The 25,188-nt window shown below is 56.4% G+C and carries 26 protein-coding genes; 7 read left to right on the top strand and 19 right to left on the bottom strand.

Annotated elements, in window-relative coordinates; translation table 11 throughout:
• Window positions 1-249 precede the first annotated feature (249 nt).
• A complete protein-coding gene (gene phoR / locus IM317_RS08040) occupies window positions 250-1,545 on the bottom strand; it encodes a phosphate regulon sensor histidine kinase PhoR (RefSeq protein ID WP_033144752.1) in 1,296 nt (431 codons plus the stop codon).
• A 21-nt stretch (window positions 1,546-1,566) separates the two neighbouring features.
• Entirely contained in the window at window positions 1,567-2,256 is a 690-nt protein-coding gene (gene phoB, locus IM317_RS08035) for a phosphate response regulator transcription factor PhoB (RefSeq protein WP_008503265.1), read from the bottom strand.
• Window positions 2,257-2,443: 187 nt separating this feature from the next.
• Here phoB and sbcD point away from each other — a divergent pair, with 187 nt between their 5' ends.
• A complete protein-coding gene (gene sbcD, locus IM317_RS08030) occupies window positions 2,444-3,649 on the top strand; it encodes an exonuclease subunit SbcD (protein ID WP_033144751.1) in 1,206 nt (401 codons plus the stop codon).
• Window positions 3,646-6,777: an exonuclease subunit SbcC gene (sbcC, locus tag IM317_RS08025; protein ID WP_033144750.1), complete on the top strand. Its 3,132-nt coding sequence runs from the start codon at window positions 3,646-3,648 to the stop codon at window positions 6,775-6,777. Before sbcD ends, sbcC begins: the two co-directional genes overlap by 4 nt.
• A gap of 156 nt (window positions 6,778-6,933) precedes the next feature.
• On the opposite strand, the gene mak is transcribed toward sbcC, so the two are convergent.
• The gene (gene mak, locus IM317_RS08020; RefSeq protein WP_033144749.1) at window positions 6,934-7,839 is read right to left on the bottom strand and encodes a fructokinase; all 906 of its coding nucleotides are present in this window, start codon (window positions 7,837-7,839) and stop codon (window positions 6,934-6,936) included.
• Window positions 7,840-7,962: 123 nt separating this feature from the next.
• On the opposite strand from mak, the gene rdgC reads away from it, so the two are divergent.
• Window positions 7,963-8,877, top strand: coding sequence for a recombination-associated protein RdgC (gene rdgC, locus IM317_RS08015; protein ID WP_023310540.1), 915 nt, complete (start codon window positions 7,963-7,965; stop codon window positions 8,875-8,877).
• A gap of 48 nt (window positions 8,878-8,925) precedes the next feature.
• Here rdgC and ppnP read toward each other — a convergent pair whose 3' ends face one another.
• From ppnP to IM317_RS07990, 5 genes are all read right to left on the bottom strand, one after another.
• Complete coding sequence (gene ppnP / locus IM317_RS08010) at window positions 8,926-9,213, bottom strand: pyrimidine/purine nucleoside phosphorylase (protein WP_008503270.1); 288 nt, start codon at window positions 9,211-9,213, stop codon at window positions 8,926-8,928.
• A gap of 71 nt (window positions 9,214-9,284) precedes the next feature.
• Window positions 9,285-9,965 (bottom strand): AroM family protein, encoded by a 681-nt coding sequence (locus IM317_RS08005; RefSeq protein WP_033144748.1) that lies wholly within the window; start codon window positions 9,963-9,965, stop codon window positions 9,285-9,287.
• A gap of 237 nt (window positions 9,966-10,202) precedes the next feature.
• A complete protein-coding gene (yaiA, locus tag IM317_RS08000) occupies window positions 10,203-10,394 on the bottom strand; it encodes a protein YaiA (protein ID WP_032638425.1) in 192 nt (63 codons plus the stop codon).
• Window positions 10,395-10,438: 44 nt separating this feature from the next.
• Window positions 10,439-10,963 carry a shikimate kinase AroL gene (aroL, locus tag IM317_RS07995; protein ID WP_029739752.1) on the bottom strand — a complete coding sequence of 175 codons (525 nt, stop codon included), beginning with the start codon at window positions 10,961-10,963 and terminating at the stop codon, window positions 10,439-10,441.
• A gap of 143 nt (window positions 10,964-11,106) precedes the next feature.
• A complete protein-coding gene (locus IM317_RS07990; RefSeq protein ID WP_033144747.1) occupies window positions 11,107-11,565 on the bottom strand; it encodes a YaiI/YqxD family protein in 459 nt (152 codons plus the stop codon).
• 97 nt (window positions 11,566-11,662) lie between these two features.
• Here IM317_RS07990 and proC point away from each other — a divergent pair, with 97 nt between their 5' ends.
• A complete protein-coding gene (gene proC, locus IM317_RS07985) occupies window positions 11,663-12,472 on the top strand; it encodes a pyrroline-5-carboxylate reductase (RefSeq protein WP_023310536.1) in 810 nt (269 codons plus the stop codon).
• A gap of 14 nt (window positions 12,473-12,486) precedes the next feature.
• Here proC and adrA read toward each other — a convergent pair whose 3' ends face one another.
• From adrA to IM317_RS07955, 6 genes are all read right to left on the bottom strand, one after another.
• On the bottom strand, window positions 12,487-13,590 hold the full coding sequence (gene adrA / locus IM317_RS07980; RefSeq protein WP_033144746.1) for a diguanylate cyclase AdrA: 1,104 nt from the start codon (window positions 13,588-13,590) through the stop codon (window positions 12,487-12,489).
• Between the two features lie 102 nt (window positions 13,591-13,692).
• Window positions 13,693-14,013, bottom strand: a complete 321-nt coding sequence (psiF, locus tag IM317_RS07975) for a phosphate starvation-inducible protein PsiF (protein ID WP_023334671.1) — start codon at window positions 14,011-14,013, stop codon at window positions 13,693-13,695.
• Between the two features lie 89 nt (window positions 14,014-14,102).
• Window positions 14,103-15,518, bottom strand: a complete 1,416-nt coding sequence (phoA, locus tag IM317_RS07970; RefSeq protein WP_193362471.1) for an alkaline phosphatase — start codon at window positions 15,516-15,518, stop codon at window positions 14,103-14,105.
• Window positions 15,519-15,617: 99 nt separating this feature from the next.
• A complete protein-coding gene (iraP, locus tag IM317_RS07965) occupies window positions 15,618-15,878 on the bottom strand; it encodes an anti-adapter protein IraP (protein ID WP_024906786.1) in 261 nt (86 codons plus the stop codon).
• Between the two features lie 210 nt (window positions 15,879-16,088).
• A complete protein-coding gene (locus IM317_RS07960) occupies window positions 16,089-17,303 on the bottom strand; it encodes a multidrug efflux MFS transporter (protein ID WP_033144744.1) in 1,215 nt (404 codons plus the stop codon).
• A 168-nt stretch (window positions 17,304-17,471) separates the two neighbouring features.
• Window positions 17,472-18,155 (bottom strand): extensin family protein, encoded by a 684-nt coding sequence (locus IM317_RS07955; RefSeq protein ID WP_033144743.1) that lies wholly within the window; start codon window positions 18,153-18,155, stop codon window positions 17,472-17,474.
• Between the two features lie 104 nt (window positions 18,156-18,259).
• On the opposite strand from IM317_RS07955, the gene ddlA reads away from it, so the two are divergent.
• On the top strand, window positions 18,260-19,360 hold the full coding sequence (gene ddlA / locus IM317_RS07950) for a D-alanine--D-alanine ligase (RefSeq protein ID WP_033144742.1): 1,101 nt from the start codon (window positions 18,260-18,262) through the stop codon (window positions 19,358-19,360).
• Here ddlA and IM317_RS07945 read toward each other — a convergent pair.
• On the bottom strand, window positions 19,357-19,584 hold the full coding sequence (locus tag IM317_RS07945) for a DUF2754 domain-containing protein (protein WP_033144741.1): 228 nt from the start codon (window positions 19,582-19,584) through the stop codon (window positions 19,357-19,359). The two genes, ddlA and IM317_RS07945, sit on opposite strands and share 4 nt — an antisense overlap.
• A gap of 249 nt (window positions 19,585-19,833) precedes the next feature.
• On the opposite strand from IM317_RS07945, the gene IM317_RS07940 reads away from it, so the two are divergent.
• Entirely contained in the window at window positions 19,834-20,133 is a 300-nt protein-coding gene (locus IM317_RS07940; protein WP_008503287.1) for a DUF2755 family protein, read from the top strand.
• On the opposite strand, the gene IM317_RS07935 is transcribed toward IM317_RS07940, so the two are convergent.
• From IM317_RS07935 to IM317_RS07925, 3 genes are all read right to left on the bottom strand, one after another.
• Window positions 20,130-21,227, bottom strand: a complete 1,098-nt coding sequence (locus IM317_RS07935) for a DUF1615 domain-containing protein (RefSeq protein WP_033144740.1) — start codon at window positions 21,225-21,227, stop codon at window positions 20,130-20,132. The genes IM317_RS07940 and IM317_RS07935 overlap by 4 nt on opposite strands.
• 14 nt (window positions 21,228-21,241) lie before the next feature.
• Window positions 21,242-22,462 carry a peptide antibiotic transporter SbmA gene (sbmA, locus tag IM317_RS07930; RefSeq protein ID WP_033144739.1) on the bottom strand — a complete coding sequence of 407 codons (1,221 nt, stop codon included), beginning with the start codon at window positions 22,460-22,462 and terminating at the stop codon, window positions 21,242-21,244.
• 115 nt (window positions 22,463-22,577) lie between these two features.
• Complete coding sequence (locus IM317_RS07925) at window positions 22,578-23,111, bottom strand: isochorismatase family protein (protein ID WP_033144738.1); 534 nt, start codon at window positions 23,109-23,111, stop codon at window positions 22,578-22,580.
• A gap of 204 nt (window positions 23,112-23,315) precedes the next feature.
• Here IM317_RS07925 and ampH point away from each other — a divergent pair, with 204 nt between their 5' ends.
• On the top strand, window positions 23,316-24,476 hold the full coding sequence (gene ampH / locus IM317_RS07920) for a D-alanyl-D-alanine-carboxypeptidase/endopeptidase AmpH (RefSeq protein ID WP_033144737.1): 1,161 nt from the start codon (window positions 23,316-23,318) through the stop codon (window positions 24,474-24,476).
• A gap of 2 nt (window positions 24,477-24,478) precedes the next feature.
• Here ampH and IM317_RS07915 read toward each other — a convergent pair whose 3' ends face one another.
• A complete protein-coding gene (locus tag IM317_RS07915) occupies window positions 24,479-25,102 on the bottom strand; it encodes a helix-turn-helix domain-containing protein (protein ID WP_033144736.1) in 624 nt (207 codons plus the stop codon).
• Window positions 25,103-25,188: the final 86 nt, after the last annotated feature.

The following is a 25,188-nucleotide window of genomic DNA, read 5'->3' as shown; positions in this document are numbered from 1 at the left end:
CTGACAGTATCTGGGGCGCAATTTAAACGCTTATAACGTTTAAAGGCAAGGTGGGATCGTAAAACCAGAACAATATGCCAGCATGAAAATACACGTCAGAACAATACGCTATTTATAAGAAAAACCCATGGCTAATCATGCGAACAAAAAACAGTCAGCCGTATAAAATTCATCCGCGTTTCGCTTGACTGCAAAGCAAACGGGCCAGCAGACGCTGACCCGTGGAAAGGTAAAATGACACGCCTGCCGTCAGGCGATCTTTTTGGCAATTAATCGTTCCGGAATAACGAAACTGAAGCGGGTTCCTTTACCCAGCGTACTCTGAATATCGAGACGGCTTTCATGGTGATTCACCGCGTGTTTCACAATTGCCAGCCCCAGGCCGCTTCCGCCTGTTTGCCGGGATCGCGCTTTATCCACACGGTAAAAGCGCTCGGTCAGACGCGGAATATGCTCAGGCGCGATCCCCGGCCCGTCGTCTTCCACGCTAAACTCCGCCCCCGTTGGGGCATGGTGCCAGCGCACCACGATATTCGTCCCCTCCGGCGTATGATTCACCGCGTTATACACCAGGTTGGAAATGGCGCTACGCAGTTCATCTTCGCTGCCCAGCACCTTCAGCGTATTGTCGACCTCAAAGGTCAGGTGATGCTTTTTGTGGCTTAACGTCTGCGCTTCACGCTCAACGACCCGCAGCATCATCGGGACATCAATGGTCTCATTTAGCGCAAGCGTTGGCGCCGCTTCAATCTTCGAGAGCGTCAGCAGCTGCTTCACCAGCCCTTCCATCCGGTGCGTTTGCTCGCGCATGGTGTGCAGCGCTTTTTCACGCGGCGCGCCTTCAAGCGTTTGCTCCTGCATCATCTCCAGGTAGCCCTGAAGCACGGTCAGCGGGGTACGCAGTTCGTGACTGACGTTGGCGAAGAAGTTGCGACGCGCCCCTTCCAGCTGGTGCATCTGGGTGACATCTCGCGCCACCATCAGCCACTGCTTATCGCTGTAGGGCATCACGCGGATTTCCAGATGGCGACCATTATTGAGCTTCAGATTGTGCGGGCGGGTAAAATCACGCTTTTTCAGATACAGCGTGAACTCGGGATAGCGCAGAAGGTTGAGGATATTCTGACCATTATCATCGGGCCAGCGCAGGCCCAGCAGCTGTTGCGCAAGGCCGTTACACCAGAAGATCGTCCCTTCTTCGGTCGTCAGAATAACGGCATCCGGCAGCGACTCTGCACCGCTGCGAAAACGCTTAATCAGGCTTCCCAGCTCGCGGCGACGCTTTTTATTACGCATCTGCATCTGATGCAGACCGTACAGCAGCGGCTCCCAGCTGCCGCTTCCCGGCGGCGGCGTCATACTTCGGTCAACCCACAGCCACCAGGAGAGGCGTAGCAGGTTCCAGAAATGCCAGATCAGCAGCCCGGTGACCGACGCCAGCAGAAACCACGGCAGGTGTCCAAGAAAGGCCCCCAGAAGGAAGGCCGGAATACAGCATAAGATCAGTTCAAAGACGAGCCTTTTCCATGACAGACGTTCCAGCACGCGTCACACTCCTGTCATTGTTCAGAAACGGGTAGAAAAACGATAACCCGTGCCGCGGACCGTCTGCACCATGCGATCGTGGCCGCTCAGTTCCAGTGCTTTTCGCAGGCGGCGAATATGTACGTCAACCGTCCGGTCTTCGACATACACGTTAGTTCCCCAGACGTTATTCAGCAACTGCTCGCGGCTGTAAACGCGTTCCGGGTGGGTCATAAAGAAGTGCAGAAGTTTAAATTCGGTAGGCCCCATGTCGAGGGGATTTTCACCGGTCATGACGCGGTGTGAGGTGGGGTCAAGGCTCAGCCCCTGCATCTCAATCACCTCTTCCACCGCCATCGGCGAAATACGGCGCATCACGGCTTTAATGCGGGCAACCAGCTCTTTTGGGGAGAACGGTTTAGTAATGTAATCGTCCGCGCCGGTCTCCAGACCGCGCACGCGATCCTCTTCTTCTCCGCGCGCCGTGAGCATCACAACCGGGATGTCGCGGGTCAGCGCTTCACGCTTCAGGTGTTTGATAAACTGCAGTCCGGAGCCGCCGGGCAACATCCAGTCCAGCAGAATCAGATCGGGCCAGGGTTCATTCAGCTGGTTCACTGCGCTGTCATAATCTTCCGCTTCAACCGGCTGGAAGCCGTTTTGCTCGAGCACGAAGCACACCATTTCACGAATTGGAGCTTCATCTTCTACGACCAGAATACGTCTCGCCATACTATGCCCTGTCTTATCTTATTTAAGTTACAAGTTTGTAATTCGGCGCCATTATGCGTCAGATTTATGACAGATTTATGAAAAACAGTACCACGATAACGGGCAAACCGTTGTTTTATTACAGCGGTTATTTTCCCGTCTCTGAACGTTTATAATCCTGCTTTCTCTTTTTTGCCACGGATCAGCTATGCGCATACTTCACACCTCGGACTGGCATCTGGGGCAAAATTTTTACAGCAAAAGCCGTGCGGCTGAACATGAAGCCTTCCTGAACTGGCTGCTGAAAACGGCCCGGACGCACGAGGTGGACGCGATTATTGTGGCGGGTGACATCTTTGATACCGGCTCGCCCCCCAGCTATGCGCGTGAACTGTACAACCGCTTCGTGGTGAATTTGCAGCAAACCGGCTGTCATCTGGTGATTGTCGCCGGCAACCATGATTCCGTCGCGACGCTCAATGAATCTCGTGACATCCTGGCATTTCTCAATACCACGGTCGTCGCCAGCGCCGGGCAGCCCCCGCAGATCCTGAAAAAACGCGACGGCACGCCGGGGGCGGTACTGTGCCCCATTCCCTTTTTACGGCCGCGCGACATCGTGCAAAGCCAGGCGGGGCTGTCGGGCGTGGAAAAACAGCAGCATCTCCTGCAGGCCATCACCGATTATTATCACCAGCAGCACGCCGATGCCTGCGCCCTGCGCGGCGACCAGCCGATTCCGGTGATTGCGACCGGGCATCTCACCACCGTCGGGGCCAGTAAAAGTGACGCCGTACGCGACATCTATATCGGCACGCTGGATGCCTTTCCGGCGCAAAACTTCCCGCCAGCCGACTACATTGCGCTCGGGCACATACACCGGGCGCAGATCGTCGGCGGCAGCGAGCACATCCGCTACTGCGGCTCGCCTCTTTCGCTCAGCTTTGACGAAACGGGCAAAGCCAAGTCCGTCCATCTGGTGAGCTTCTCCGAGGGAAAACTTCACGCCGTCGAGACGCTGGAAGTACCGGTCACCCAGCCGCTGGCGGTGCTGAAGGGCGATCTTGACGCCATTACCGCCCAGCTTGAGCAGTGGCGCGGCGCGGCGCTTAACCCGCCCGTCTGGCTGGATATCGAAATCACCACCGACGACTACCTGCACGATATGCAGCGTAAAATTCAGGCGCTGACGGAAGATTTACCCGTCGAAGTCTTACTGGTACGCCGCAGCCGCGAGCAGCGCGAGAAAATTCTGTTAAGCGCGCAACGTGAAACGCTCAGTGAGCTTCGGGTTGAAGAGGTGTTTGAACGCAGGCTCTCGCAGGAGGAAATTGACGACGCGAAGCGCGCAAGACTCAGCGAACTGTTCAGCCATACCCTGCATGCGCTCAATGATGAGGAAGAAAACGCATGAAAATTTTGAGCCTGCGCCTGAAAAATCTCAACTCCCTCAAGGGCGAGTGGAAAATTGACTTTACCGCGGAGCCGTTTGCCAGCAACGGGCTGTTTGCCATCACTGGCGCGACAGGAGCAGGTAAAACCACCCTGCTCGACGCCATCTGTCTGGCGCTTTATCACGAAACGCCGCGACTGCAGAAGGTCTCTCAGGCGCAAAACGACCTGATGACGCGCGACACCGCCGAGTGCCTGGCGGAAGTGGAGTTCGAGGTAAAAGGCACCGCCTATCGCGCATTCTGGAGCCAGAACCGCGCGCGCAACCAGCCGGACGGCAACCTGCAGGCGCCGCGCGTGGAGCTGGCGCGCTGCGAAGATGGCAAAATCCTGGCCGACAAAGTGACGGATAAACTGGAGCAAACCGCTGCGCTCACCGGGCTGGACTATGGCCGCTTCACCCGCTCGATGCTGCTCTCACAGGGGCAGTTTGCCGCCTTCCTTAATGCCAGGCCGAGCGATCGCGCCGAGCTGCTGGAAGAGCTGACCGGCACCGAGATCTACGGACAGATTTCCGCCATGGTGTTTGAGAAACACAAAGCCGCCCGCAGCGTGCTTGAAAAGTGCGAGGCGCAGGCGGCGGGCGTCGTGCTGTTGAGCGAAGAGCAACAGCAGCAGTTGCAGCAAAGTTTGCAGGCGCTTACTGACGAAGAGAAAACCCTGCTGGTTCAGCAGCAAAGCCAGCAGAAAGATTTTCAGTGGCTTACGCGCCATGATGAGCTCGTGCTTGAGCAACAGCGCGTCACCGCGATGCAGCAGCAGGCGCAACAGGCGCTGACGAACGCTGCGCCAGAGCTGGCAAAGCTCCAGCTTGCTCTGCCCGCCGCCCAGCTTCGACCGCTTTGGGAGCACCAGCAGGAGCAAACCGCGCGCCTGACGCAAACCCAGCAGCGAATTATTGAAGTAAATACTCGCTTACAAGCCAAAACCGCGCTGCGCGCGCGGATCCGTCATACCGCCCAGCGTAATCATGAGCAGCTTCAGACCGAACTGACGGCGCTGGCGCAGTGGCTGGCGGAGCACGAGCGCTATCGCCTGCTGGGGCAGGAAATTGCCGGCTGGCGTGCCCAGTTCTCACAGCTTAACCGCGACAAAACGCAGTTAGCCTCGCTTGCTGCGCGGATGGGTGAATTACGCAACAGGCTGGCTGAGATGCCGGAAAATGCGCTGACGCTGACGGCGGATGAGGTCAGCGCGGCCATGGAGCAGCAGTCCCGGTCACGCACGCTGCGCCAGCGGCTGACGTCGCTGCATGCCCGCTATCAGCCGCTGCAAAAGCGCCTGCGCCAGAGCGGTGAAAGCGTGCAGAAGGCCCAGGCCGATCAAAACAAACTCAATGAAACGCTGACGCTGCGTCGCCAGCAGTACAAAGAGAAACACCAGCACTTTCTGGATCTTAAAGCCCTCTGCGAACGCGAAGCGACGATTAAAGACCTGGAAAGCTATCGTTCCCGGCTTGAGGCCGGCAAACCCTGTCCGCTGTGCGGCTCCAGCGAACACCCCGCCGTTGCGCAATACCAGTCGCTTGAGCTGACGGATAACCAGCGCCGCCGCGATACCCTGGAAAAAGAGGTCGCCGCGCTTAAAGAGGAAGGCCTGCTGGTGCTGGGACAGGTTAATGCCCTGACGCAGCAGATCCAGCGCGAGACAGACGAAGCGCAGACTCTCTCTCAGGAAGAGCAAGCGCTCACTAAAGAGTGGATGGAGGTCTGCGCTTCCCTGAACATAGCGTTGAATATTCAGGAAGATATCACGCCATGGATGAACGAGCAGGAACAGTACGAGCGCCAGCTTTATCAGTTGAGCCAGCGTCTGACCCTGCAAAACCAGCTAAACGAGCAGGAAGTGCTGGAGCGACAGTATCAGCAGCAGCTGACGGCCGCGCGCCAGGCGCTGGAAAACACCCTGCTCTCGCTATCGCTTAACGTACCTGAAGACGGCAATGAAGCCGCCTGGCTGCACGCCCGCGAAGCGGAATTCGCGCAGTGGCAGGAGAAACAAACGCAGCACGGCGTGCTTCTGGAACGCATAAACGCGCTGAAGCCGCTGCTCGACACGCTTCCGGAAACGAACGGCGAAGAGGCCGAACCGGCCATTCCTGACGGCTGGCGCGACGTTCACGATGAATGCGTGTCGCTACAAAGCCAGCTCAGCGCGCAGCAGCAGCAGGAAAAGCTGGAGCAAGAGCGCCTGCAGCAGTCGCAGACGCAGTTCACCGCGGCGCTCGCAGCGAGCTGCTTTGCCGATCGGGACGCGTTCCTTGCCGCGCTGCTGGATGACGACGCTATTCGTCGCCTCGAACAGCTGAAGCAGTCGCTGGAAAGCCAGATACAGCAGGCCGCAGCCCTTTCCGGCCAGGCTAACCAGCAGCTGCAGGCTCATCTGGCGCTGCGGCCGGAAGGGCTCAACGCCGATGCTCCTGCGCTGCAAAGCCAGCTGCAGCAGCTGGCGCAACGGCTTCGCGAGAACACCACGCATCAGGGCGAGATCCGCCAGCAGCTTAAGCAGGACAGCGATAACCGTCAGCACCAGCTGGCGTTGATGCAGCAAATTGAAGAGGCCGCGCGCCAGGCGGACGACTGGGGTTATCTGAACGCGCTGATCGGCTCCAGCACCGGCGACAAGTTCCGTAAATTCGCGCAGGGGCTAACGCTGGACAATCTCGTCTGGCTTGCTAACCAGCAGCTTAACCGTCTGCACGGCCGCTATCTGCTGCAGCGCAAGGCCAGCGACGCGCTGGAGCTGGAAGTGGTCGATACCTGGCAGGCGGATGCGGTTCGCGATACCCGCACGCTCTCGGGCGGCGAGAGCTTCCTGGTCAGCCTGGCGCTGGCGCTGGCCCTTTCCGATCTGGTGAGCCATAAAACGCGAATCGATTCCCTGTTCCTGGATGAGGGGTTCGGCACGCTCGACAGTGAAACGCTGGATACCGCGCTGGATGCGCTCGACGCGCTGAACGCCACCGGGAAAACCATCGGCGTGATCAGCCACGTTGAGGCGATGAAAGAGCGCATTCCGGTGCAGATCAAGGTGAAGAAAATTAACGGGCTGGGTTATAGCAGGCTGGATAAGGAATTTGCGGTGGGCTGAATGGTAGGTCGGTGCGGTCTGATGCCCTCACCCTAGCCCTCTCCCACAGGGAGAGGGTAAAAACACCAAAAACAGCAACTTGCGTTGCTGTTTTGCTTTTACCTTGCCCCACCCAGGCCCTCTCCCACAGGGAGAGGGAATAAACATTATTTGCTTTTATTCCGGCCACAGCCACGCCGCGCCGCGCACACCGCTGGAGTCACCGTGAACAGCTTTGCGGATCGGGGTTTCACACTCGCCGCCAAACACCCACTGTTTCACCAGGTTCGGTACCGTGGCGTACAGCCGGTCGACGTTGCTCATGCCGCCGCCGAGCACAATCACGTCCGGATCGAGAATATTCACCACGTGCGCCAGGGATTTCGCCAGCCGCATTTCGTAGCGGCTAAGGGCCAGCTCGGCGACCGGATCCTGTTCTTCGACCAGACGCATGATTTCGTTGCCCTTAAGCGGCTGGCCGCTTAAGCGGTGGTAGTCGGTCGCAAAACCGGTGCCGGAGATAAACGTCTCAATACAGCCCTGCTTTCCGCAGTAGCACGGCACCTCAGCGCGGTATTTAAGCTCGTCTTCATCCATCCACGGCAGCGGGTTGTGTCCCCACTCGCCCGCGGTGCCGTTACCGCCGATATGGGCGCGCCCGCCGAACGCCACGCCCGCTCCGCAGCCGGTACCGATAATCACGGCAAACACGGTCTGAGCACCGGCCGCCGCGCCGTCGATGGCCTCAGAGACCGCCAGACAGTTGGCGTCGTTGGCCAGACGCACTTCCCGGTTCAGACGTTGGCTCAAATCTTTATCAAACGGCTGACCGTTGAGCCAGATGGAGTTGGCATTTTTAACCACCCCGGTATACGGCGAGATCGACCCCGGGATCCCCATCCCGACGCTACCGGTTTGCCCTGTCGCCTGCTCTGCCATCTCAACCAGGCTGGCAATCGTCTCGATAGTCTGGTGATAATCATCGCGCGGCGTCGGCAGACGATGGCGAAACAGCTGCTCCCCCTGCTCGCTCAGTGCGATGACTTCTGTTTTGGTGCCGCCCAAATCGATCCCAATACGCACAAGACTCTCCTCATTATTTTGATTATCAACAGAGTAGAAGCACGCTTCCCGATTAGCAATGCAAGCGATGCGACAATTCGTTATCATGCCCGCTGATTTAACGACAAGGCCGTGGAAATTATCATGCTGTGGTTCAAAAATTTGATGGTTTACCGTCTCAGCCGCGACGTTTCGCTGCGTGCAGAAGAGATGGAAAAACAGTTAGCCGCTTATACCTTTTCCCCTTGCGGTAGCCAGGATATGGCGAAAACCGGCTGGGTTCCGCCAATGGGTTCACAAAGCGATGCACTGACCCACGCCAGCAGCACGGGTCAAATCATCGTCTGCGCCCGTAAAGAAGAGAAAATCCTGCCGACGCCGGTGGTTAAGCAGGCGCTCGAAGCGAAAATTTTCAAGCTGGAAGCCGAACAGGGCCGCAAGCTGAAAAAGACCGAAAAAGATTCGCTGAAAGATGAAGTGCTGCATTCCCTGCTGCCGCGCGCCTTCAGCCGCTTCAGCCAGACCATGATGTGGATCGACACCGTCAACGGGCTGATCATGGTGGACTGCGCCAGCGCCAAGAAAGCAGAAGATACGCTGGCCCTGCTGCGTAAAAGCATCGGATCTTTACCGGTCGTTCCGCTGGCGCTGGAAACGCCGATCGAGCTGACGCTGACCGAATGGGTACGCAGCGGCGCTGCGGCTCAGGGTTTCCAGATCCTTGATGAAGCCGAGCTGAAAGCCCTGCTGGAAGATGGCGGCGTGATCCGCGCGAAGAAGCAGGATCTGGTGAGCGACGAGATCGCCGTCCACATCGAAGCGGGTAAAGTGGTCACTAAACTGGCGCTCGACTGGCAGCAGCGCATTCAGTTCGTGATGTGCGACGACGGCTCCGTGAAGCGTCTGAAATTCTGCGACGAGCTGCGCGATCAGAACGAAGATATCGACAGGGAAGATTATGCCCAGCGCTTTGACGCGGACTTCATCCTGATGACCGGCGAGCTGGCCGCGTTGATTCAGAATCTGGTGGAAGGTCTCGGCGGCGAAGCGCAGAGATAACAGGCAAAACGCAGGCCGGGTAAGCGTTAGCGCCACCCGGCTTATTTTTTATTTCAGGTAGCGGCACAGATAAGAGGTAGGTTCAGCGACCTGCAAATGGAACTCGCTGTGGCCAGGGACGTTGAAAACTTGCCCGGCAGCGTAAACTTTCCATTCCGTTTCACCCGGCAGTAAGACGTTCAGCGCACCGCTGACGACCGTCATTTCTTCAGCTTCCGCCGTGCCAAAGGTGTATTCCCCTTCCGCCATAACGCCGACACTGGCGCGGCCAGTGCTGCTGCTGGTAAAACCAATGGATTTCACTTTACCGGAAAAGTATTCGTTACTTTGAAGCATGAACTGGCCCTTATATTTTTAGATAAAAATTCACTATAGGGGCCATGCTCATCACCTGTCACGAAAAATCATTACATGAGGAGTTCCGAGGCCAGGCGAGCCATCAGAACGTTGGATAACAGCACGGGCACATCCAGCGCTTTTTGCAGCAGATCATCACGATGGTGCTGATGGAAACCGAGGCAGTCCAGGATCAAGACATCTGCTCCTCTCTCAAGCAGTTCCTTCCCGGCAGCAATCAGCTTGGCCTCACTGTCCCAGAACGGATTTGCCAGCGCATACAAGGGCACTTTTTCCAGCACGTGCCATTTTGCTTCCTGGTTATCCATGAGCTCCTCAATGGGCACAATCACCCCCACCTGATGACCATCCACGATGGAGGCCACCAGCGGTGGAATGATCCGCATCGGCTCCAGCAAAATCGCATTACGCGCCGTGAGGCCCTTAATGGGCGCGGTACTCATCAGCAAAATAACGTCATAACCTTGATTATCGAGCACTTCTATTACGCCCTGCAGCGAGCGCTCGATTTTCTGACGCGAAACGTGCGCCAGTTTACCGTCGCTTAATAACGTCGCCAGGGGATCCTCCCCCGCCTCGACAGCGTAGTCTTCCATGACCTCTTCCCGACTCATCTTCCCCAGCAGGCTAAGATGCGTTATCTGTTGTTCAGATACATGCTCGGTTAAGAGCGGTAACACTTCGCTTACAGGGACCACACCAATGGTGAGGATCGCCAACGTTGCCTTCATCTTGATCGCCTTCCATTACTCCAACATCGTGCACACAGGTACAGGCTCACTACGCTGCACAGTTCATTTTTTCAACAAAACAGCACCAAGCGTAGCAGGTGATCCCGACATCGAAATGTAAAGATCGCCTGCCGATACCGGAGTTACTTGTAATAACTAAATATTAACTCCTGCTTAACTTTCCCGATGAGTAAAAAGTGTGATTCAGGCACGATACTGGAACGTTTAGGAAAAGGGTCAGGTTTTATCGGGATCTTCATAGCGCCGTTTCGCATCCAGCGCTTCCTGTTCAGTCTCGTGTTCACTGATCAGCGAGTCCGGCTTGGGGTGATCGGCACGCAGTTGATACCAGGTCACGGTATGACCCGTCTGGCCTTTTTCAACGGTAACAATGCGTGCTTCACGCGGATAGGGAGGTCTGGTTGGCATAGCTCATCCTTTTTTTATGTCTGAGCTATAAGTATAGACGCCGGTTAGCTGGCACAAGCCAAACGCAGGGCGGTAATAATCTGAATCACAACGTCTTCGGGAGAGGCTGACGCATCCACCACGTGGTGAGCCGCTTCGCGGTATAGCGCATCGCGTTCGGCCAGCACTTCGCTCACCTCTTCGCTGAGCGGCCTGGAGGTCAGCGCGGGGCGTTGCCCCTCTTCCGGAAAGGCTTCCAGCCGCCCTACCAGAGCCGACACCGGCGCGCTGAGATAAATCACAATCCCCTTTTCGCGCATAAAGTGGCGATTACACTCAGCCAGAACAATGCCGCCGCCAGTGGCGATCACGGCAGACGGGGTGGTGACCGCTTTCAGCGCGGCGGTTTCGCGCGCGCGAAAGCTCTCCCATCCCTCTTGCTCAACAATCTCGGCGATGGTTTTTCCGGCCTCGGTTTGCAGCCAGTGGTCGGTATCAACAAACTGGCGATGACACACGCGTGCCAGCTCCAGGCCAACGGTGGTTTTCCCACAGCCGCGGGGGCCAACTAAAAAGATGGGTTGGGTCATGCCAGGTGTTCCCCTTGATGCCGAATGGCTGAAGAGTGTAAAGAAATAATTGCAGAAGATGTTGCGATTACTTTACTGCAAAGCGGTACGGGATGACAACCCTGTGGAGGCCACACTGTACCACAAATTGACAATAATTATCATTACGCTGTGCGGCGCTTCACTTCCAGCAGCCATTTATCCAGCTCGGCAGCGAACTGCTGGCGATCGCGCTGGGACAGGCTGTCCGGTCCACCGGTCTGCACGCCGCTGGCCCGCATCGTATCCATAAAATCGCGCATGGTGAGCTTTTCCCGAATGGTCGAAGGCGAGTAACGCTCCCCGCGCGGATTGAGCGCCGCCGCCCCTTTCTCCAGCACTTCGGCAGCCAGCGGAATATCCGCCGTGATCACCAGATCCTCCACGCTGCACAGGCGAACAATTTCGTTATCCGCCACGTCGAACCCGGCCGGCACGCGCAAGGAGCGGATGAACCGCGAAGGCGGTACGCGGATATTCTGGTTCGCCACCAGCGTCAGCGGCATCTGAACGCGCTCGGCGGCGCGAAATAAAATCTCTTTAATCACGTTCGGACACGCGTCCGCATCAACCCAAATCGCCATATTGTCTCCCCATAATGAGTCTGCCGACTATTGTCGCCTGCATTTCGTTGTTAAGCTATCAATCAGAGAAAACAACGCATAATGACGGAGAATCGTGATGGACAAGAAAATCGGGTTTATCGGCTGCGGTAACATGGGCAAAGCCATCCTGGGCGGTCTGATCGCCAGCGGGCAGGTGCTGCCGGGTCAGATTTGGGTCTATACCCCGTCACCGGACAAAGTCGCCGAGTTGCGCGATCAATATGGGATCAACGCCGCCGAAAGCGCGCAGGAAGTCGCCCAGGTCGCCGATATCGTCTTTGGCGCCGTCAAGCCGAACATCATGATCAAAGTGCTGAGCGATATCACCTCCAGCCTGAATAAAGAGACGCTGGTCGTGTCGATTGCCGCGGGCGTCACGCTCGATCAGCTGGCGCGCGCGCTGGGTCACGATCGTAAAATCGTCCGCGCCATGCCCAACACCCCCTCGCTGGTCAATGCCGGAATGACCTCCGTCACGCCTAACGCGCTGGTGACCACAGAAGAAGTGGCCGACGTGCTGAATATTTTCCGCTGCTTCGGTGAGGCAGAAGTGATTGCCGAATCGATGATCCATCCGGTGGTCGGCGTGAGTGGCTCAGCCCCTGCCTATGTGTTCATGTTTTTAGAAGCGATGGCCGACGCCGCCGTGCTTGGCGGAATGCCGCGCGCGCAGGCGTATAAGTTCGCCGCGCAGGCCGTCATGGGCTCCGCCAAAATGGTGCTGGAAACCGGCAAACACCCGGGTGAACTGAAAGATATGGTCTGCTCCCCGGGCGGTACCACCATCGAAGCGGTGCGGGTGCTGGAAGAGCGCGGATTCCGCTCGGCCGTCATTGAAGCGATGGCAAAATGCATGGAAAAATCAGAGAAGCTGAGTAAATCCTGATTTCTGACCGGGCGTCAGGCGGCCACTTCGGTGCGGCCGCGCCCGGCATTTTTCGCCCTGTACAGCGCCACGTCCGCCGCCTTTAGCCACTCCCGATAATGTCCAAACTGCGGCCCCCAGGGGGCAACGCCTACGCTGATGCGCAGCGCTTCTTTTGGCGCGCACGGTAACGTCAGTTTTTCCAGCCGCTCATGCAGTCGCGACATCACGGCGATGGCGCTTTCCGCCGCGGTCTGCGACATAATCACCGCAAACTCATCCCCGCCAAACCGACCGATCGCATCGCCTGACCGTACCGACCGCTGGAGCTGACGCGTAATAGCGATGATCGCCTCGTCGCCCACGTCGTGCCCCCAGGTGTCGTTGATGTTTTTAAAGTGGTCGATATCAATCAGCAATATCGTGGCGGTGCTGTGGTCGCGCCGACAATGCTCAAATTCATTTCGCAGCAGCATTTCCCAGTGCCGACGGTTAAAGACCCCGGTCATCCCGTCGCGGGTGCTCATCATTTCCAGCCGCTGCTTATGTTCCGCAAGCCTGACGGCGGTTCGGTGGCTGAGCCAGGCAAACAGCATGGGATACAGCACGAGCACGGGTAACGTTAAGCCCCACTCCACGAGGTCGGGGTTGAAGACGGCCACTTTCCCGACGAGTGGCAGGGTCACCAGCGCGGAGAGCAGCGTCAACGCGATCCCCGGGATAAACAGACGACAGCCGCCGGAACCCATCATATTCATCCCCACCATCATCACCAGCGCTGCGGTGGGTAATGCATTCATCCCCATCACGCCTATCCAGAGCCCGGCGATAATGGCATCGATTTTAAGATTGAAAATTTCCTGCTGATGAGGTGAAGCGGCACGGCAGGACAGCTGCCAGGCAAAATGGGGCCAGACGAACGCCCACCCCACCAGTAAAAGCCACCAGCCACCGGGTAAAAAATGGGTGACCAGCATCCCCGCAACGGGGAAAAACATCGCCGCCAGCCCGACGGCGCGCGCCAGCCGAACTCGCCGGGCAAATTGAATGCCGGCGCGGTGAGGGTCATCCTGAGAAAGGGTTAAATTCCACTCTTCCCGAATGCGCTTTTTGTTGTAATACGTTTCATCATTCATCATTTTTGGGAATATTCTGAAACATTTTCCCAAATTATAGAGAGGGGGTCTGCGGGGAAAGTATGAAATTTCGGGTGAGCCGCCGAAGCCGCTCACCCGTTTGAACTACACTTTTTTCTTCAGGCACGCGCTCATGAACTTGCTGCGGTCGTCCCCCTTCAGGGACTGCTCGGTCGCTTTCGCATTACACTCGCGCATTTTTTGCTGCTGCGGCGTCAGGCTTTTTTCAGCCGGTTTCGCGGCGCCATTTTTAAGGCAGTCGCTCATGTAGGTCTTGCGGGCATCTCCCTTCAGACTCTGCGACGTCGCCTGTTGATTACAGGTGGTCATACGCTGTTGTTGCGGCGTTAGCGTCTTCTCTTCCGCGTTCGCCGATGCGACCAGGAACAGGCCGGAGAGCAGAGTAACCAGTAATGTTGTTTTCATTGCACCATCCTTTTGTGAACATTCCCTGTAAGTCTGGTTCGTGACAGGAAAAAAACCAGCCGACAGATGTGATTTCCGCCGGGATTTTATCATTTAAAACCCAGCGCCGCCTTCATGGTGTAGAACAGATCCGTTTGATCGGTCAGGCCTACCACGTTTGCCGCGTGCGGGCCGTAGGCCGCAATGCGCAGCTGGGTGCCGGTGTGCTCCATGGACTCTTCCTCAGAGTTGCCGTAGCTCAACACCATAACGGCGCCATCTTTGGTATTCAGCGCCTGCGTCAGGCCTGGGGCTTTGGTATCTGCCGGGATGATCTGGCTGGCGTGCGCATGGTCCGCGGTGACGATCACCAGGGTGTTGCCGTCTTTTTTCGCGAACTCAAGCGCCTTCTGCACCGCTTCGTCCAGATCGACGGTTTCGCCAATCTGGCCGCACGGATTCGCCGCATGATCCTGCTTATCGATCGACGCGCCCTCAACCTGCAGGAAGAACCCTTTTTCGCTCTTGCTCAGCAGAGAGATGGCTTTATCGGTCATCGCCGCCAGCGTCGGTACGCTGTCCGTGCGTTTCGGGTTAGGCGTACAGGTCACGGCAGGTTTATCGATATTGCCGTGATAAGAGGCTTTTGGTCCTTCCCAGCGCACGGGCATGTTGCCGTCAGAGAATAGCCCCAGCAGCGGCTTGTCCTGGTTCGCCTCGGTGATGGCTGCCAGCGAATTTGCATCACTCACCAGCTGATAGCCGCGGGCCTGCGCCTGCTCGCGCAGCGTTTTGCCCTGCCACTCGCCCGCCGTCGCGGTTTCTGCGAAGGTTTTCGCGCCGCCGCCGAGGGTCACGTCAGGACGCGCGTTCAGCAGCTGTTCCGTAATCGAGCCTTTGCCGCCTTTTTCCAGCGCGTTCGTCGGGCATTTTTCGCTGGTCACTGACGGACCGTAGCATTTACGCGAGGTCACGTGCGCCACCAGCGCCGCGGGCGTTGCATCCTGAAGTTCAGCGGTGGAGACGTTGCCGGTCGCCAGGCCCGCCGCTTTTGCCATCTCAAGAAGGGTTTGATGATCTTTTTCGTGAATATCCACACCCAGTGCGCCATTATAGGTTTTCACGCCGGTGGACCACGCCGTAGCAGAGGCCGCGGAGTCCGTGACGTAATCCGGTTTACCGGTTTTTTTATCCAGCGCGTAATGGGTATATTGTCCGGTCAGCGGTAATGCGTCGATGCCTTTAAAAAAGCCGCCCGCACCCTCGGCATAATTTCGCGCCGCCGTGATTTCGGAATCCCCCATTCCATCGCCAATAAGCAGAATAATATTTTTCTCCGCCTTATCATTCAGCGAAGCGCGAATAGCGGCAGTTTGATCTTCTGATAAACGGCGTGCGCCGCCAGGCTGGGTGATATCCCCTTTTGCCGCGCGATTATCCAGCACGCTGGTTTGGGCAGTATCGGCATAAATGGCAGGGGTAATTAACAGGGGAAGTAATGCGATGAAAAGTGCGCTCTGTTTCAATTTATTTTCTCCATGTACAAATACATAAAAATAAAAACAGAGCGACTATAGGCATCCTGCATGACAATTCTATGACACGTCGTTACGTCCTGTGACGGTTTAGCTGCGCGGATGCCTTAACAGCTTCTTTACGTACTGGTGGAGCATCTCGGCATCCTCAACCGGAACCTGCGATTCAGGCCTGACGCTGTCCAGCGCGCCTTCCACGCTCTCAATCAACGCCTGTTGATCGGTTTTCGCCATTTGTCGCAGCAGCGCGGTGACCACAATTTCCAGCGCTTCGACCTGGGCTACCAGCTCTTTTGACTCCTCTTCCTTTTGTGCCAGCTTGACCAGCAATTCAGCAATGAGATTTTTCATCGTGCCAGTTCCTTTTTCAGTTTTGTCTGAAGTTAGCATTCTGAATCCATAATGCAAAGAGAAGAAATTTATTATGGTATGCAAAAGTGATGCAGGAATGAAAATAAAGGACCGCCGCGGTGAGCGAAACGTTTTTCTATAAAGAAGCGCCGCATTTTGTTATATAAAAATGCGGCTACCATAAGAATATATAATACATCAACGAAACGATTATCTCGCCGATTTCGCTTCCGCCATTTGTCTGCAGCGACGCAGCGCAATAGCCAGCTGGATAATATTGATTAAAACGACAATCGCCGTGGCCGCAAATACCCAACGAAAACCGGCCATCGCGGAAACAGATGCGCCAATAAGCGGACCGGCAACATTCCCCAGATACATAAATGACTGGTTATATCCAAAAATACGCCCCGTCACCTGGTCGCTGGAATATTTAACCAGCAGGGTCTGTACCGCAGGCAACATTGCACCATCAGCAAACCCGAGCAGGAATCGCAATACGCCAAGCTGAAGCGGAGAGGTGACAAACGACATCGCGAAGAAGAGCACGACCGCAAAGATCAGCGTCGCCATCAGGATACGCGCCGTGCCGATCCTGTCACCCAGTTTTCCCAGACGCGGCGCGGAAATCAGAGCGGATACGCCCGGCACGGCGGCAATCATGCCGCTCAGAAAAGCGATATTTGTGCTATCCGGCTCCATCGACTTGATAAACAACGCCAGAATCGGACCGACAGAACCGTTACAGAGCTGGATAACCATAGTGGTCACAAACAGGCTGATCATCAGTCCCGGATAGGGCAGCGAGGCGAAGACGGCCTTGCCGCTCAGGCGTTCAGATTTACTGATAACCGGGCGGCCCCCCTCTTTGATAAGAAAGAGCGTGACCAGAAAACTGACCACCAGCAGGATCGCGGTGATGATAAATACCGCGCGCAGCCCGACGTGGTCCGCCAGAAAACCGCCCAGCAGCGGACCGCCGATGACGCCGCTGATCTGTGCCGTGGAGAGCGTACTCAGCGCCCAGCCGCTACGCTCGCGCGGCACCTGAGAGGCGACCAGCGCCATGGCATTCGGAATGTACCCGGACGTCAGCCCCATCACCGCACGCAGGAAAAACAGCTGCCAGACGTTGGTGGCGAAGGCCTGGAGCAGAATGGCAATCGCCATCCCGAGCGAGGCGCGCAGCAGCATCAGTTTTCGGCCTTTACGATCCGCCAGGCTGCCCCACATCGGTGACACAATGGCGGAGACCAGAAACGTGACGCTGAACGTCAGGCCGGACCACATGGAGAGCGCTTCATGCGAGGTCACCCCCAGCTGCGAGACGTACAGCGGCAGGAACGGCAGGATCTGGCTAATGGCCAGCCCGGTAAAGAAGCAGCCGAACCAGACCGAGATGAGATTAACTTTCCAGGATTCCATAAAGAAATAGTCTTCATTTTTAGGCGAATTCGCCGACAGATTAGCAAGTTACGCGTTTTGACGTCGCACCAGAGATGCGGCCTGACTGACTTTGGTGTTTTATCTTCCCAGTCATCATATTTGTGAAATAAGTCACAATTCATCCATTTTCTGGCGGAATATTATGCTTCACAGGCAGAGTCCGAAACCGCGCATTCCCAGATGAAAATGGTTGGCATGCGCCGCGTTATACTCCGGCCCCAGGCCGTTTCCGTAGTAGCCGCAGCTTGCCGCCAGCATGGCCTTCAGCCATGGCTGCGTTGTTGCCGCCTTCCAGCCGTTCAGTACCGTGACGCGTTCCCCGTTCGCCAGCCGAAAGGCGACGATATCCAGCGCCTCCGCCGTGGCATGCTCACTGCGTCGCGCGTCAGGGCGGTGGTAAATGTTGCGGCAGGCAAAGCTGCCGAGATGATCGATACGCGCCAGGTCGCTGCCCGTATAGCGTTTTGCCAGCGGCCGGGCCTGCTGGCTGATAAACAGCGCAGAGCTGAGCGCCAGCGGACAGCTGGCAAGGAAACTGCTGTTCAGGCTGACCGGGCCGAAGTCACGCACGCGCACGACGTTGTTAAGCGGACACGCGCCGCCGCTGTCGGCCACCGGCTGGGTGCGGATGAGATCTCTTTGGTTAGCCTGCGAAAGCAGGCTCGCGCACGCCTCGGGAGTTAAGCGCCGGAGCTTATACTGGGCGATTCGGCCCGGCGGGTCGTCAAGCGTCAGCGGCATAAAAGGGTTGTAGTAAGGCGGCAACCAGCGGTAACCCACCGTTGCAACGGCCACAATGATGAAAATGGTCAGCAGCGTTTTTCCTTTCACTCTCCCCCCTCAACATTCCCCAAAAACATTATGGCAGAAGGCCGCGAAACCCGCCGGGCATCGTGGTATGTTATTGGCTTTTCGTCAGACTGGAAGAGAGTGAGATGGCTAAGCAGCGCGTAGGTATTGTCTTTGGGGGAAAATCAGCGGAGCACGAAGTGTCATTGCAATCGGCCAAAAATATCGTTGATGCGATCGATAAAAGCCGTTTCGACGTGGTGCTGCTGGGCATTGATAAACAGGGGCAGTGGCACGTTAACGATGCCAGCCAGTATCTGCTGAATGCTCACGATCCGGCGCATATCGCCCTTAATCCTTCGGAAGTGAGCGTCGCCACCGTACCCGGCGTCGCGAAGGGGCAGCTCATCGACGCCGGCAACGCACAGGCTCTCGCCCAGATCGACGTTGTCTTCCCTATCGTTCACGGCACCCTGGGCGAAGATGGTTCCCTGCAGGGAATGCTGCGCATGGCCAACCTGCCGTTCGTCGGCTCGGACGTCCTCGGCTCTGCCGCGTGCATGGACAAAGACGTCACCAAACGCCTGCTGCGCGATGCCGGGCTGAATATTGCGCCATTCGTGACCCTCACCCGCGCCAACCGCGACAAGCACAGCTTCGCGCAAATTAGCGGAGAGCTGGGTCTGCCGCTGTTTGTGAAGCCGGCAAACCAGGGCTCCTCCGTGGGCGTCAGCAAAGTCACCAGCGAAGCAGAGTTCACGCAGGCTGTCCGTCTGGCGTTTGAGTTCGACCATAAAGTGGTGGTTGAGCAGGGCATCAAAGGCCGTGAGATTGAGTGCGCCGTGCTGGGCAATGATTTTCCACAGGCGAGCACCTGCGGCGAAGTGGTCTTAAACAGCGACTTCTACTCGTACGACACCAAATACATTGATGACAAAGGCGCGCAGGTTGTCGTTCCCGCAGATATCGATCCGGCGATTAACGATAAGATCCGGGCGATAGCCATTCGCGCTTATCAGACGCTCGGCTGCTGCGGCATGGCGCGCGTGGATGTGTTCCTGACGCCGGAAAACGAAGTGGTGATCAATGAAATCAACACGCTGCCGGGGTTCACAAACATCAGCATGTATCCGAAACTGTGGCAGGCCAGCGGCCTGAGCTACCCGGAACTGATCACCCGCCTGATCGAACTGGCGCTGGAGCGTCACGCCGCCGACAGCGCGCTTAAAAGTTCCGTAAACGGTTAATCGGCGCGCTTCGCCTCATCCGCTGTCGTCTCTTCAGGACGACGGCGGATAATCAACCCCGCCAGCCAGAAACTTATCACCCAGGTCACCAGCCCGACGGCATAGGTTTGCCATCCTTTTGCTTCAAACCCCAACAGGCCCACGACACCGTTAAGAATAAAGATCAGCCCGATAGCAAAGGCGTAGTAGTGCCAGTCACGGCGTAGTTTGGACGTGAGCTTCATAACAACTCCGGCAGGAAAAAAAGACATCCTCTCACAGTTTTACGGCCAGGTCTGTGGCAGATACGGAAATTCTGAAACGCGACGCAATTTCACTTAAGTGATGAAATTGTGATGTGCTGCAGAAATCGGCAATCCAGGAGGATTCCGGCGCGCAAATTACCACGATTCTGATATTGACAAATGCGATGACCTGTCAAACTCACCCCGTAAGACGCGTATTAAAACAGAGTGATACCACGGGAGGTCAACATGGCTGACTTTACATTGTCGAAACCGATTTTTGGCGGCAAACCAAAAACCTCCACGGCGGGTAATATCGCTTATGCCCTGTTTGTCCTGTTCTGCTTCTGGGCCGGCTCACAGCTGCTCAATATGCTGGTCCATGCGCCGGGCGTTTATGAACACCTGATGCAGGTGCAGGATAACGGACGCCCGCGAGTTGAGATTGGCTTTGGCGTCAGCACCCTGTTCGGCCTGATCCCCTTCCTCGCGGGATGTATGATTCTGGGCGTTGTGGCGTTAGTGTTGCGCTTTCGCCGTCGCCGTTAAAGCCCCATACAGCGCGCCCGACGATCGTCCACGCGTTTTGCGAACCATGCGGTGGTCAGGTTACGCGTGATCTTCGGGCTTTCCAGCTGGATCCCCGGCAGGATCGCCCTCGGTAACGCTTTCCCACTCTTCTTCTCTGCAAGCGCAAACACCTTGTTGTACAGATCCGTTTTCTCAAAGGCCAGGCTGTCGCCTTTCTCAAGCTGACGGCGAATGTCGCTGTTGCTGAAGCCAAGCGTGGTGGATAATTTCCGTACTGCCAGCTCGGTGCTTCCCGCCTCGCTGCTGCCGTAAGCGATGAGATCGCCGTCCAGCGCCAGCTTAACGCCGCTTGCGCGGCTGACCGCACTCTGGAATGCCGCATTACGGCTGGCATACCAGCCCGCGTTAAAGTCGCCAAAGCGGTACAGCGGCTCATTGTAGTTCGCCGGATAGTTCAGCAGATGATACGTGCCGAACCATAGCCCACCGCGCAGGGAGAAGACCTCCTGGCGTACCGTACCGTCGATTTTCCACGGGTAGCCGTCGGTATGCTTCTCCGCGAACGCAATGCTCACCTGCATCGGGCCACCGGTATGTACCGGGTTCAGTGAGCCAAACAGCTTCTGCCCCATCGGGACCATACTGATGAAATCATCAAAGATGGCGCTGAGCTGTTTTTCGGTTTTCACCGCGTCCAGCCGTTCGCTGTAGCTTTTGCCGTTCGGCGAGGTGATTTTAAGCGCGGTATGCACGAGGAAAACCGGGATATGCATGGATTCCGCGCGGCGGTCGATCTCTTTCCAGGCAATTTTGTTCAGACCCGGCACCACCGGGTCTGACTGGTACATCGACTCCTGCTGCGCCACCGCCAGCACCGAGCAGATATTCTCCTCGGTCGGCGCGATCTTTTGGCTTTCAAAGGTTTTTGCCAGCGCATCTGCCCACGCGTTGCGATCCTTCACGCTGGCGGGCATTTTCTGCCGCACAACGCTCGCCACATCGACGGGCTTCTCCCCCTTTTTGAGCGGAGCGGCCCCTTTTTCGGCACAGCCTGCCAGCACAAGAGCGGCCAGCAAGGACAACGGTAACGCGCGCGGTACGACAAAAGACATAGCAACTTCCTGTATTAGCTAAATGTGTTAGTGACTTCCTGCAGGTCACGATCGTCCAGCTCACGTTCAAAACTGCGCAGACGTTTGTAGATGGACATCAGTTCTACCAGGGTGGTCCAGGAGCTGATCAGGTACTGGAACGACCCGCGAACCTGACCGAAAACGTTGGTGATCTGCGTCATCAGACCGAGCGTAATCGTACCCGCAACAATCGACGGGAACAGCAGGAACAAACCGAAAACGTTATCCACCTGCAGATACAAAATACGGGCAATGTTGAAATACATATAGTGGAAGTAGAGTCGGAAGTAGTTACGACGCACGGCGCCAAACAGCTCGCGGACGGTTGGCGGCGAGGCGCGGTTGGCGTCATCTTCGCCGTAAACCAGTTCTTTACGGTAAGCGGCTTCCACGCGTTGATTTTTAAACTCCAGGCCCGGCAGTTTGATCCCCACCACCGCCAGCAGGCCCGTGCCCATCAGCGACCAGACGATCGCGGCAATCACCAGACCATAAGGAATATGGCCGACAATCGGCAGATCCGGCACGTGCGCCGAGAGCGTCACCAGCACCGGCAGGAAGGCGATTAGCGTCATGATGGCGTTGATAAAGCTGACGCCCATGTCTTCAAGGGTGGAGGCAAAACGCATGGTGTCTTCCTGCACACGCTGTGCGGCACCTTCGATATGGCGCAGGTGCTGCCAGTGCGCCATATAATGTTCGTTCATCGCGGTACGCCAGCGGAAAACGTAGTGGCTGACGAAGAAGTTGTTCATCACGCCGATAATCACCGCAATAAGGGCGATACCGAGGAAGACGCCGACTTCATGATAGAACTGGTTGATGGTCACCTTATGCGGCGAGCTCAGCGCGGTCTGGATCAGATCGTAGAACGGCGCATACCAGGCGTTAACCGCCACGCCCACCTCCACGAGGAACCAGGTGACAAAGATAATTAGCGATGTGCCGAGGATAGACCAGTACTGCCAGCGGTGCGGAGAATACATAAACCAGAACAGGGCAAACAGCCCTACGCACACCGTGTAGTAGGCGTAAAACAGCAGATAGCTGAGCGACCAGAAGCGCGCCGCGCTAATCGGCACCTCGCCCGTTGCTCCCGTGATGCGCGTCAGCCATGCGCCGCCGCCCGCCTGCCAGAAAATGACAGCGATGAGTGCCCAAATAAATGCCGACAGGAAAAAAGGCCCCGGCTTTGGGAAAAAAGACTTAAACATAATGCTTCCTTCTTGTTGTTATGGCTGTTGCTGTGCACAACACGTTACCACACGAAAAACCTGCCCGAGCCAGCCTCCCGACTCAGGCAAAAAGGTCAGACCCGAGGGTTGATTATTAGTTCGCTTTCCAGTTTTCGAGAATTGTTTCGGTGCGTTTCACCGCGAGAGGATTCGCCGGCGCGATGAAGTTACGCCAGACGTCGTTGTGGTGGTTAATCAGGATCCGCGCATCTGCCGCCGGGCGATTGGCGGTAGTATGGGCATCTTCCGCCACGGTGATGTGATAACCCCGGCTGACGCCGTTCTTGATCGTCGCATCGACGCAGTAATCGGTGGCGCAGCCGCAGATGACAAACTCGCGAATGCCCTGCTCACGCAGCAGCGCCTCAAGCACGGTGTTATAGAAGGCATCACAGGCGGTTTTGGTCACATATAGCGCGTCAGCTGGCTGATGGAGTTCAGGCAGTAGCGCAAACCCTTCACTTCCCTCTTCCAGGCCCCCTGCCTCGGTATGCTGAATAAAAATGACCTTGTCGGCTGCCTGCGTAAGCTGGTTGATCAGAGAGACACATTTTTCGCGCTGATGACGAGGGGTTTCAAATACCCCGTTCTGCATATCGACAACCATAACCACACGCTTCTCAGACATACCGTTCTCCGTAAGATTGAGTGACACTGGTGCCTATCATAAGCCCGATGTCACAAAATGGGAGATGGCTCGTAAGTAAATTGTTCATATTTACCCATGGTTACGTTTTTCTCGCTATCGTTATGCAATTCGGAGCATTGCGCGGTACCGATTAGTAGTATAAATACCCATTACTTTCTTCATTCACTTCATGGATGCTTTTCGTTGAAACGTTGTCTGCTCTCTTTTGCCGCGCTGTGTGCGGTGAGCTTTTCTACCGCCCAGGCAGCCCAACCGCTGACGGCGCCCGTTTTAGCTTCAGATATTGCCGATCGCTACGCGAACCTTATCTATTACGGCAGCGGCGCGACCGGGATGGCGATGGTCGTCATCGACGGCAACCAGCGTGTATTCCGCAGCTTTGGCGAGACGCGCCCAGGAAATAACGTTCACCCGCAGCTGGATTCCGTTATCCGCATCGCGTCCTTAACCAAGCTGATGACCAGCGAAATGCTGGTGAAATTGCTCGATCAGGGCGTGGTAAAACTCGACGACCCGCTCAGCAAATACGCACCTCCAGGCGCCCGGGTTCCAACCTATCAGGGTACGCCGATTCGGCTTGTGAACCTTGCCACCCACACCAGCGCCCTGCCGCGTGAGCAGCCAGGCGGGGCGGCGCACCGTGACGTATTTGTCTGGCCAACGCGCGACCAGCGCTGGAGCTACCTGAGTACCGCCACGCTGAAGGCGGCGCCGGGTTCGCAGGCCTCTTATTCAAACCTGGCCTTTGACCTGCTGGCGGACGCCCTTTCAACGGCGGCTGGCAAACCCTACACGCAGCTGTTTGAAGAGCAGATAACCCGTCCGCTGGGTATGAAAGACACCACCTTTACCCCATCTCCGGATCAGTGCCGTCGCCTGATGGTGGCGGAGAAAGGCGCTAGCCCCTGTAATAATACGCTGGCGGCCGTGGGCAGCGGCGGGGTCTATTCCACGCCTGGCGACATGATGCGCTGGATGCAACAGTTCCTTTCCTCAGATTTCTACGCACGCAGCAGCCAGGCCGATCGCATGCAGACCCTGATTTATCAGCGCACTCAGCTGCAACGCGTCATCGGGATGGACGTGCCGGGTAAAGCCGACGCGCTCGGTATGGGCTGGGTCTATATGGCACCGAAAAATGGCCGTCCGGGTATTATTCAGAAAACCGGCGGCGGCGGCGGATTCATCACCTATATGGCCATGATCCCGCAGTCAAACGTGGGCGCATTTGTGGTGGTCACCCGCTCCCCGCATACGCGTTTCGTCAATATGAGTGACGGGATTGATAACTTAGTGGCTGAACTGAGCGCCAATAAAGCCCAGGTTCTCACCGCGTCTAACTAATTTTAATATTCCGTGGGCAAGCGGTTGATGCTGACCAGCTTGCCCCGGCTCATGTTGATATAATTTCCCTGCCTCAGGGCGGCAAGCACCTCGGCAACAACGGAACGTGAAATTCGTGTGCTCTGTTGAATATGATTCATCACACCGATTTTTGAACGCAGCGTTTCATCCCATTCCGCCATATTCAGCAGCATCGAGCGGATCTGGTGATAGGAATTATTTCCCACCAGCTGCTTATCGCGTTTCTCGAGAATGTAAGTTATCCAGGATAACCAGCAGAAGGCCTCTTTCCAGAGTGAATACTGCTGGATGAGTTGACGGGTGGTTTCCGTGGGCAAATAAAAACCGGTACAGGCCGTTTTAGCAATAACCCTGTATTCGTGAGAGTGATTAATCACCACCGTAGACAGCCCGAATATAAAAGGGGCAGTCGCAATCCCCACCAGCAATTCATCAGAAGTTCGATAAACCTCAATAACGCCGGTTTGTAATACGATCGTACAAGGCTCATTCCATTCGCCTGACGTAATTAATTGCTGGGGCGCACATGTAAAAGGGGTACTGGCCGCTGTTAAATACTGTTCGAGCCGGCGTAATTCAGAAAGCGGTTTCGCATTAACGTTCATGCAGACCTCAAGTCATCCGTATTTGTCGGTCCAATATTATTTTTATTGCTTCTATAAAAAGCGGGGGAGATAACCACTCCCCCGTT

The organism is Enterobacter cloacae complex sp. S3, from assembly GCF_014930495.1.
GTDB classification, from domain to species: Bacteria; Pseudomonadota; Gammaproteobacteria; order Enterobacterales; family Enterobacteriaceae; genus Enterobacter; species Enterobacter asburiae_B.
This window is presented reverse-complemented; position numbering and strand designations above follow the sequence as displayed.

Bases quoted from the DNA above. Each gene is read 5' to 3' on its own strand.
- phoB (WP_008503265.1), bottom strand. From the start codon at position 2,256: ATGGCGAGACGTATTCTGGTCGTAGAAGATGAAGCTCCAATTCGTGAA.
- sbcD (WP_033144751.1), top strand. From the start codon at position 2,444: ATGCGCATACTTCACACCTCGGACTGGCATCTGGGGCAAAATTTTTAC.
- sbcC (WP_033144750.1), top strand. From the start codon at position 3,646: ATGAAAATTTTGAGCCTGCGCCTGAAAAATCTCAACTCCCTCAAGGGC.
- rdgC (WP_023310540.1), top strand. From the start codon at position 7,963: ATGCTGTGGTTCAAAAATTTGATGGTTTACCGTCTCAGCCGCGACGTT.
- ppnP (WP_008503270.1), bottom strand. From the start codon at position 9,213: ATGCTTCAAAGTAACGAATACTTTTCCGGTAAAGTGAAATCCATTGGT.
- IM317_RS08005 (WP_033144748.1), bottom strand. From the start codon at position 9,965: ATGAAGGCAACGTTGGCGATCCTCACCATTGGTGTGGTCCCTGTAAGC.
- yaiA (WP_032638425.1), bottom strand. From the start codon at position 10,394: ATGCCAACCAGACCTCCCTATCCGCGTGAAGCACGCATTGTTACCGTT.
- aroL (WP_029739752.1), bottom strand. From the start codon at position 10,963: ATGACCCAACCCATCTTTTTAGTTGGCCCCCGCGGCTGTGGGAAAACC.
- IM317_RS07990 (WP_033144747.1), bottom strand. From the start codon at position 11,565: ATGGCGATTTGGGTTGATGCGGACGCGTGTCCGAACGTGATTAAAGAG.
- proC (WP_023310536.1), top strand. From the start codon at position 11,663: ATGGACAAGAAAATCGGGTTTATCGGCTGCGGTAACATGGGCAAAGCC.
- adrA (WP_033144746.1), bottom strand. From the start codon at position 13,590: ATGATGAATGATGAAACGTATTACAACAAAAAGCGCATTCGGGAAGAG.
- psiF (WP_023334671.1), bottom strand. From the start codon at position 14,013: ATGAAAACAACATTACTGGTTACTCTGCTCTCCGGCCTGTTCCTGGTC.
- iraP (WP_024906786.1), bottom strand. From the start codon at position 15,878: ATGAAAAATCTCATTGCTGAATTGCTGGTCAAGCTGGCACAAAAGGAA.
- IM317_RS07960 (WP_033144744.1), bottom strand. From the start codon at position 17,303: ATGGAATCCTGGAAAGTTAATCTCATCTCGGTCTGGTTCGGCTGCTTC.
- ddlA (WP_033144742.1), top strand. From the start codon at position 18,260: ATGGCTAAGCAGCGCGTAGGTATTGTCTTTGGGGGAAAATCAGCGGAG.
- IM317_RS07945 (WP_033144741.1), bottom strand. From the start codon at position 19,584: ATGAAGCTCACGTCCAAACTACGCCGTGACTGGCACTACTACGCCTTT.
- IM317_RS07940 (WP_008503287.1), top strand. From the start codon at position 19,834: ATGGCTGACTTTACATTGTCGAAACCGATTTTTGGCGGCAAACCAAAA.
- IM317_RS07935 (WP_033144740.1), bottom strand. From the start codon at position 21,227: ATGTCTTTTGTCGTACCGCGCGCGTTACCGTTGTCCTTGCTGGCCGCT.
- sbmA (WP_033144739.1), bottom strand. From the start codon at position 22,462: ATGTTTAAGTCTTTTTTCCCAAAGCCGGGGCCTTTTTTCCTGTCGGCA.
- IM317_RS07925 (WP_033144738.1), bottom strand. From the start codon at position 23,111: ATGTCTGAGAAGCGTGTGGTTATGGTTGTCGATATGCAGAACGGGGTA.
- IM317_RS07915 (WP_033144736.1), bottom strand. From the start codon at position 25,102: ATGAACGTTAATGCGAAACCGCTTTCTGAATTACGCCGGCTCGAACAG.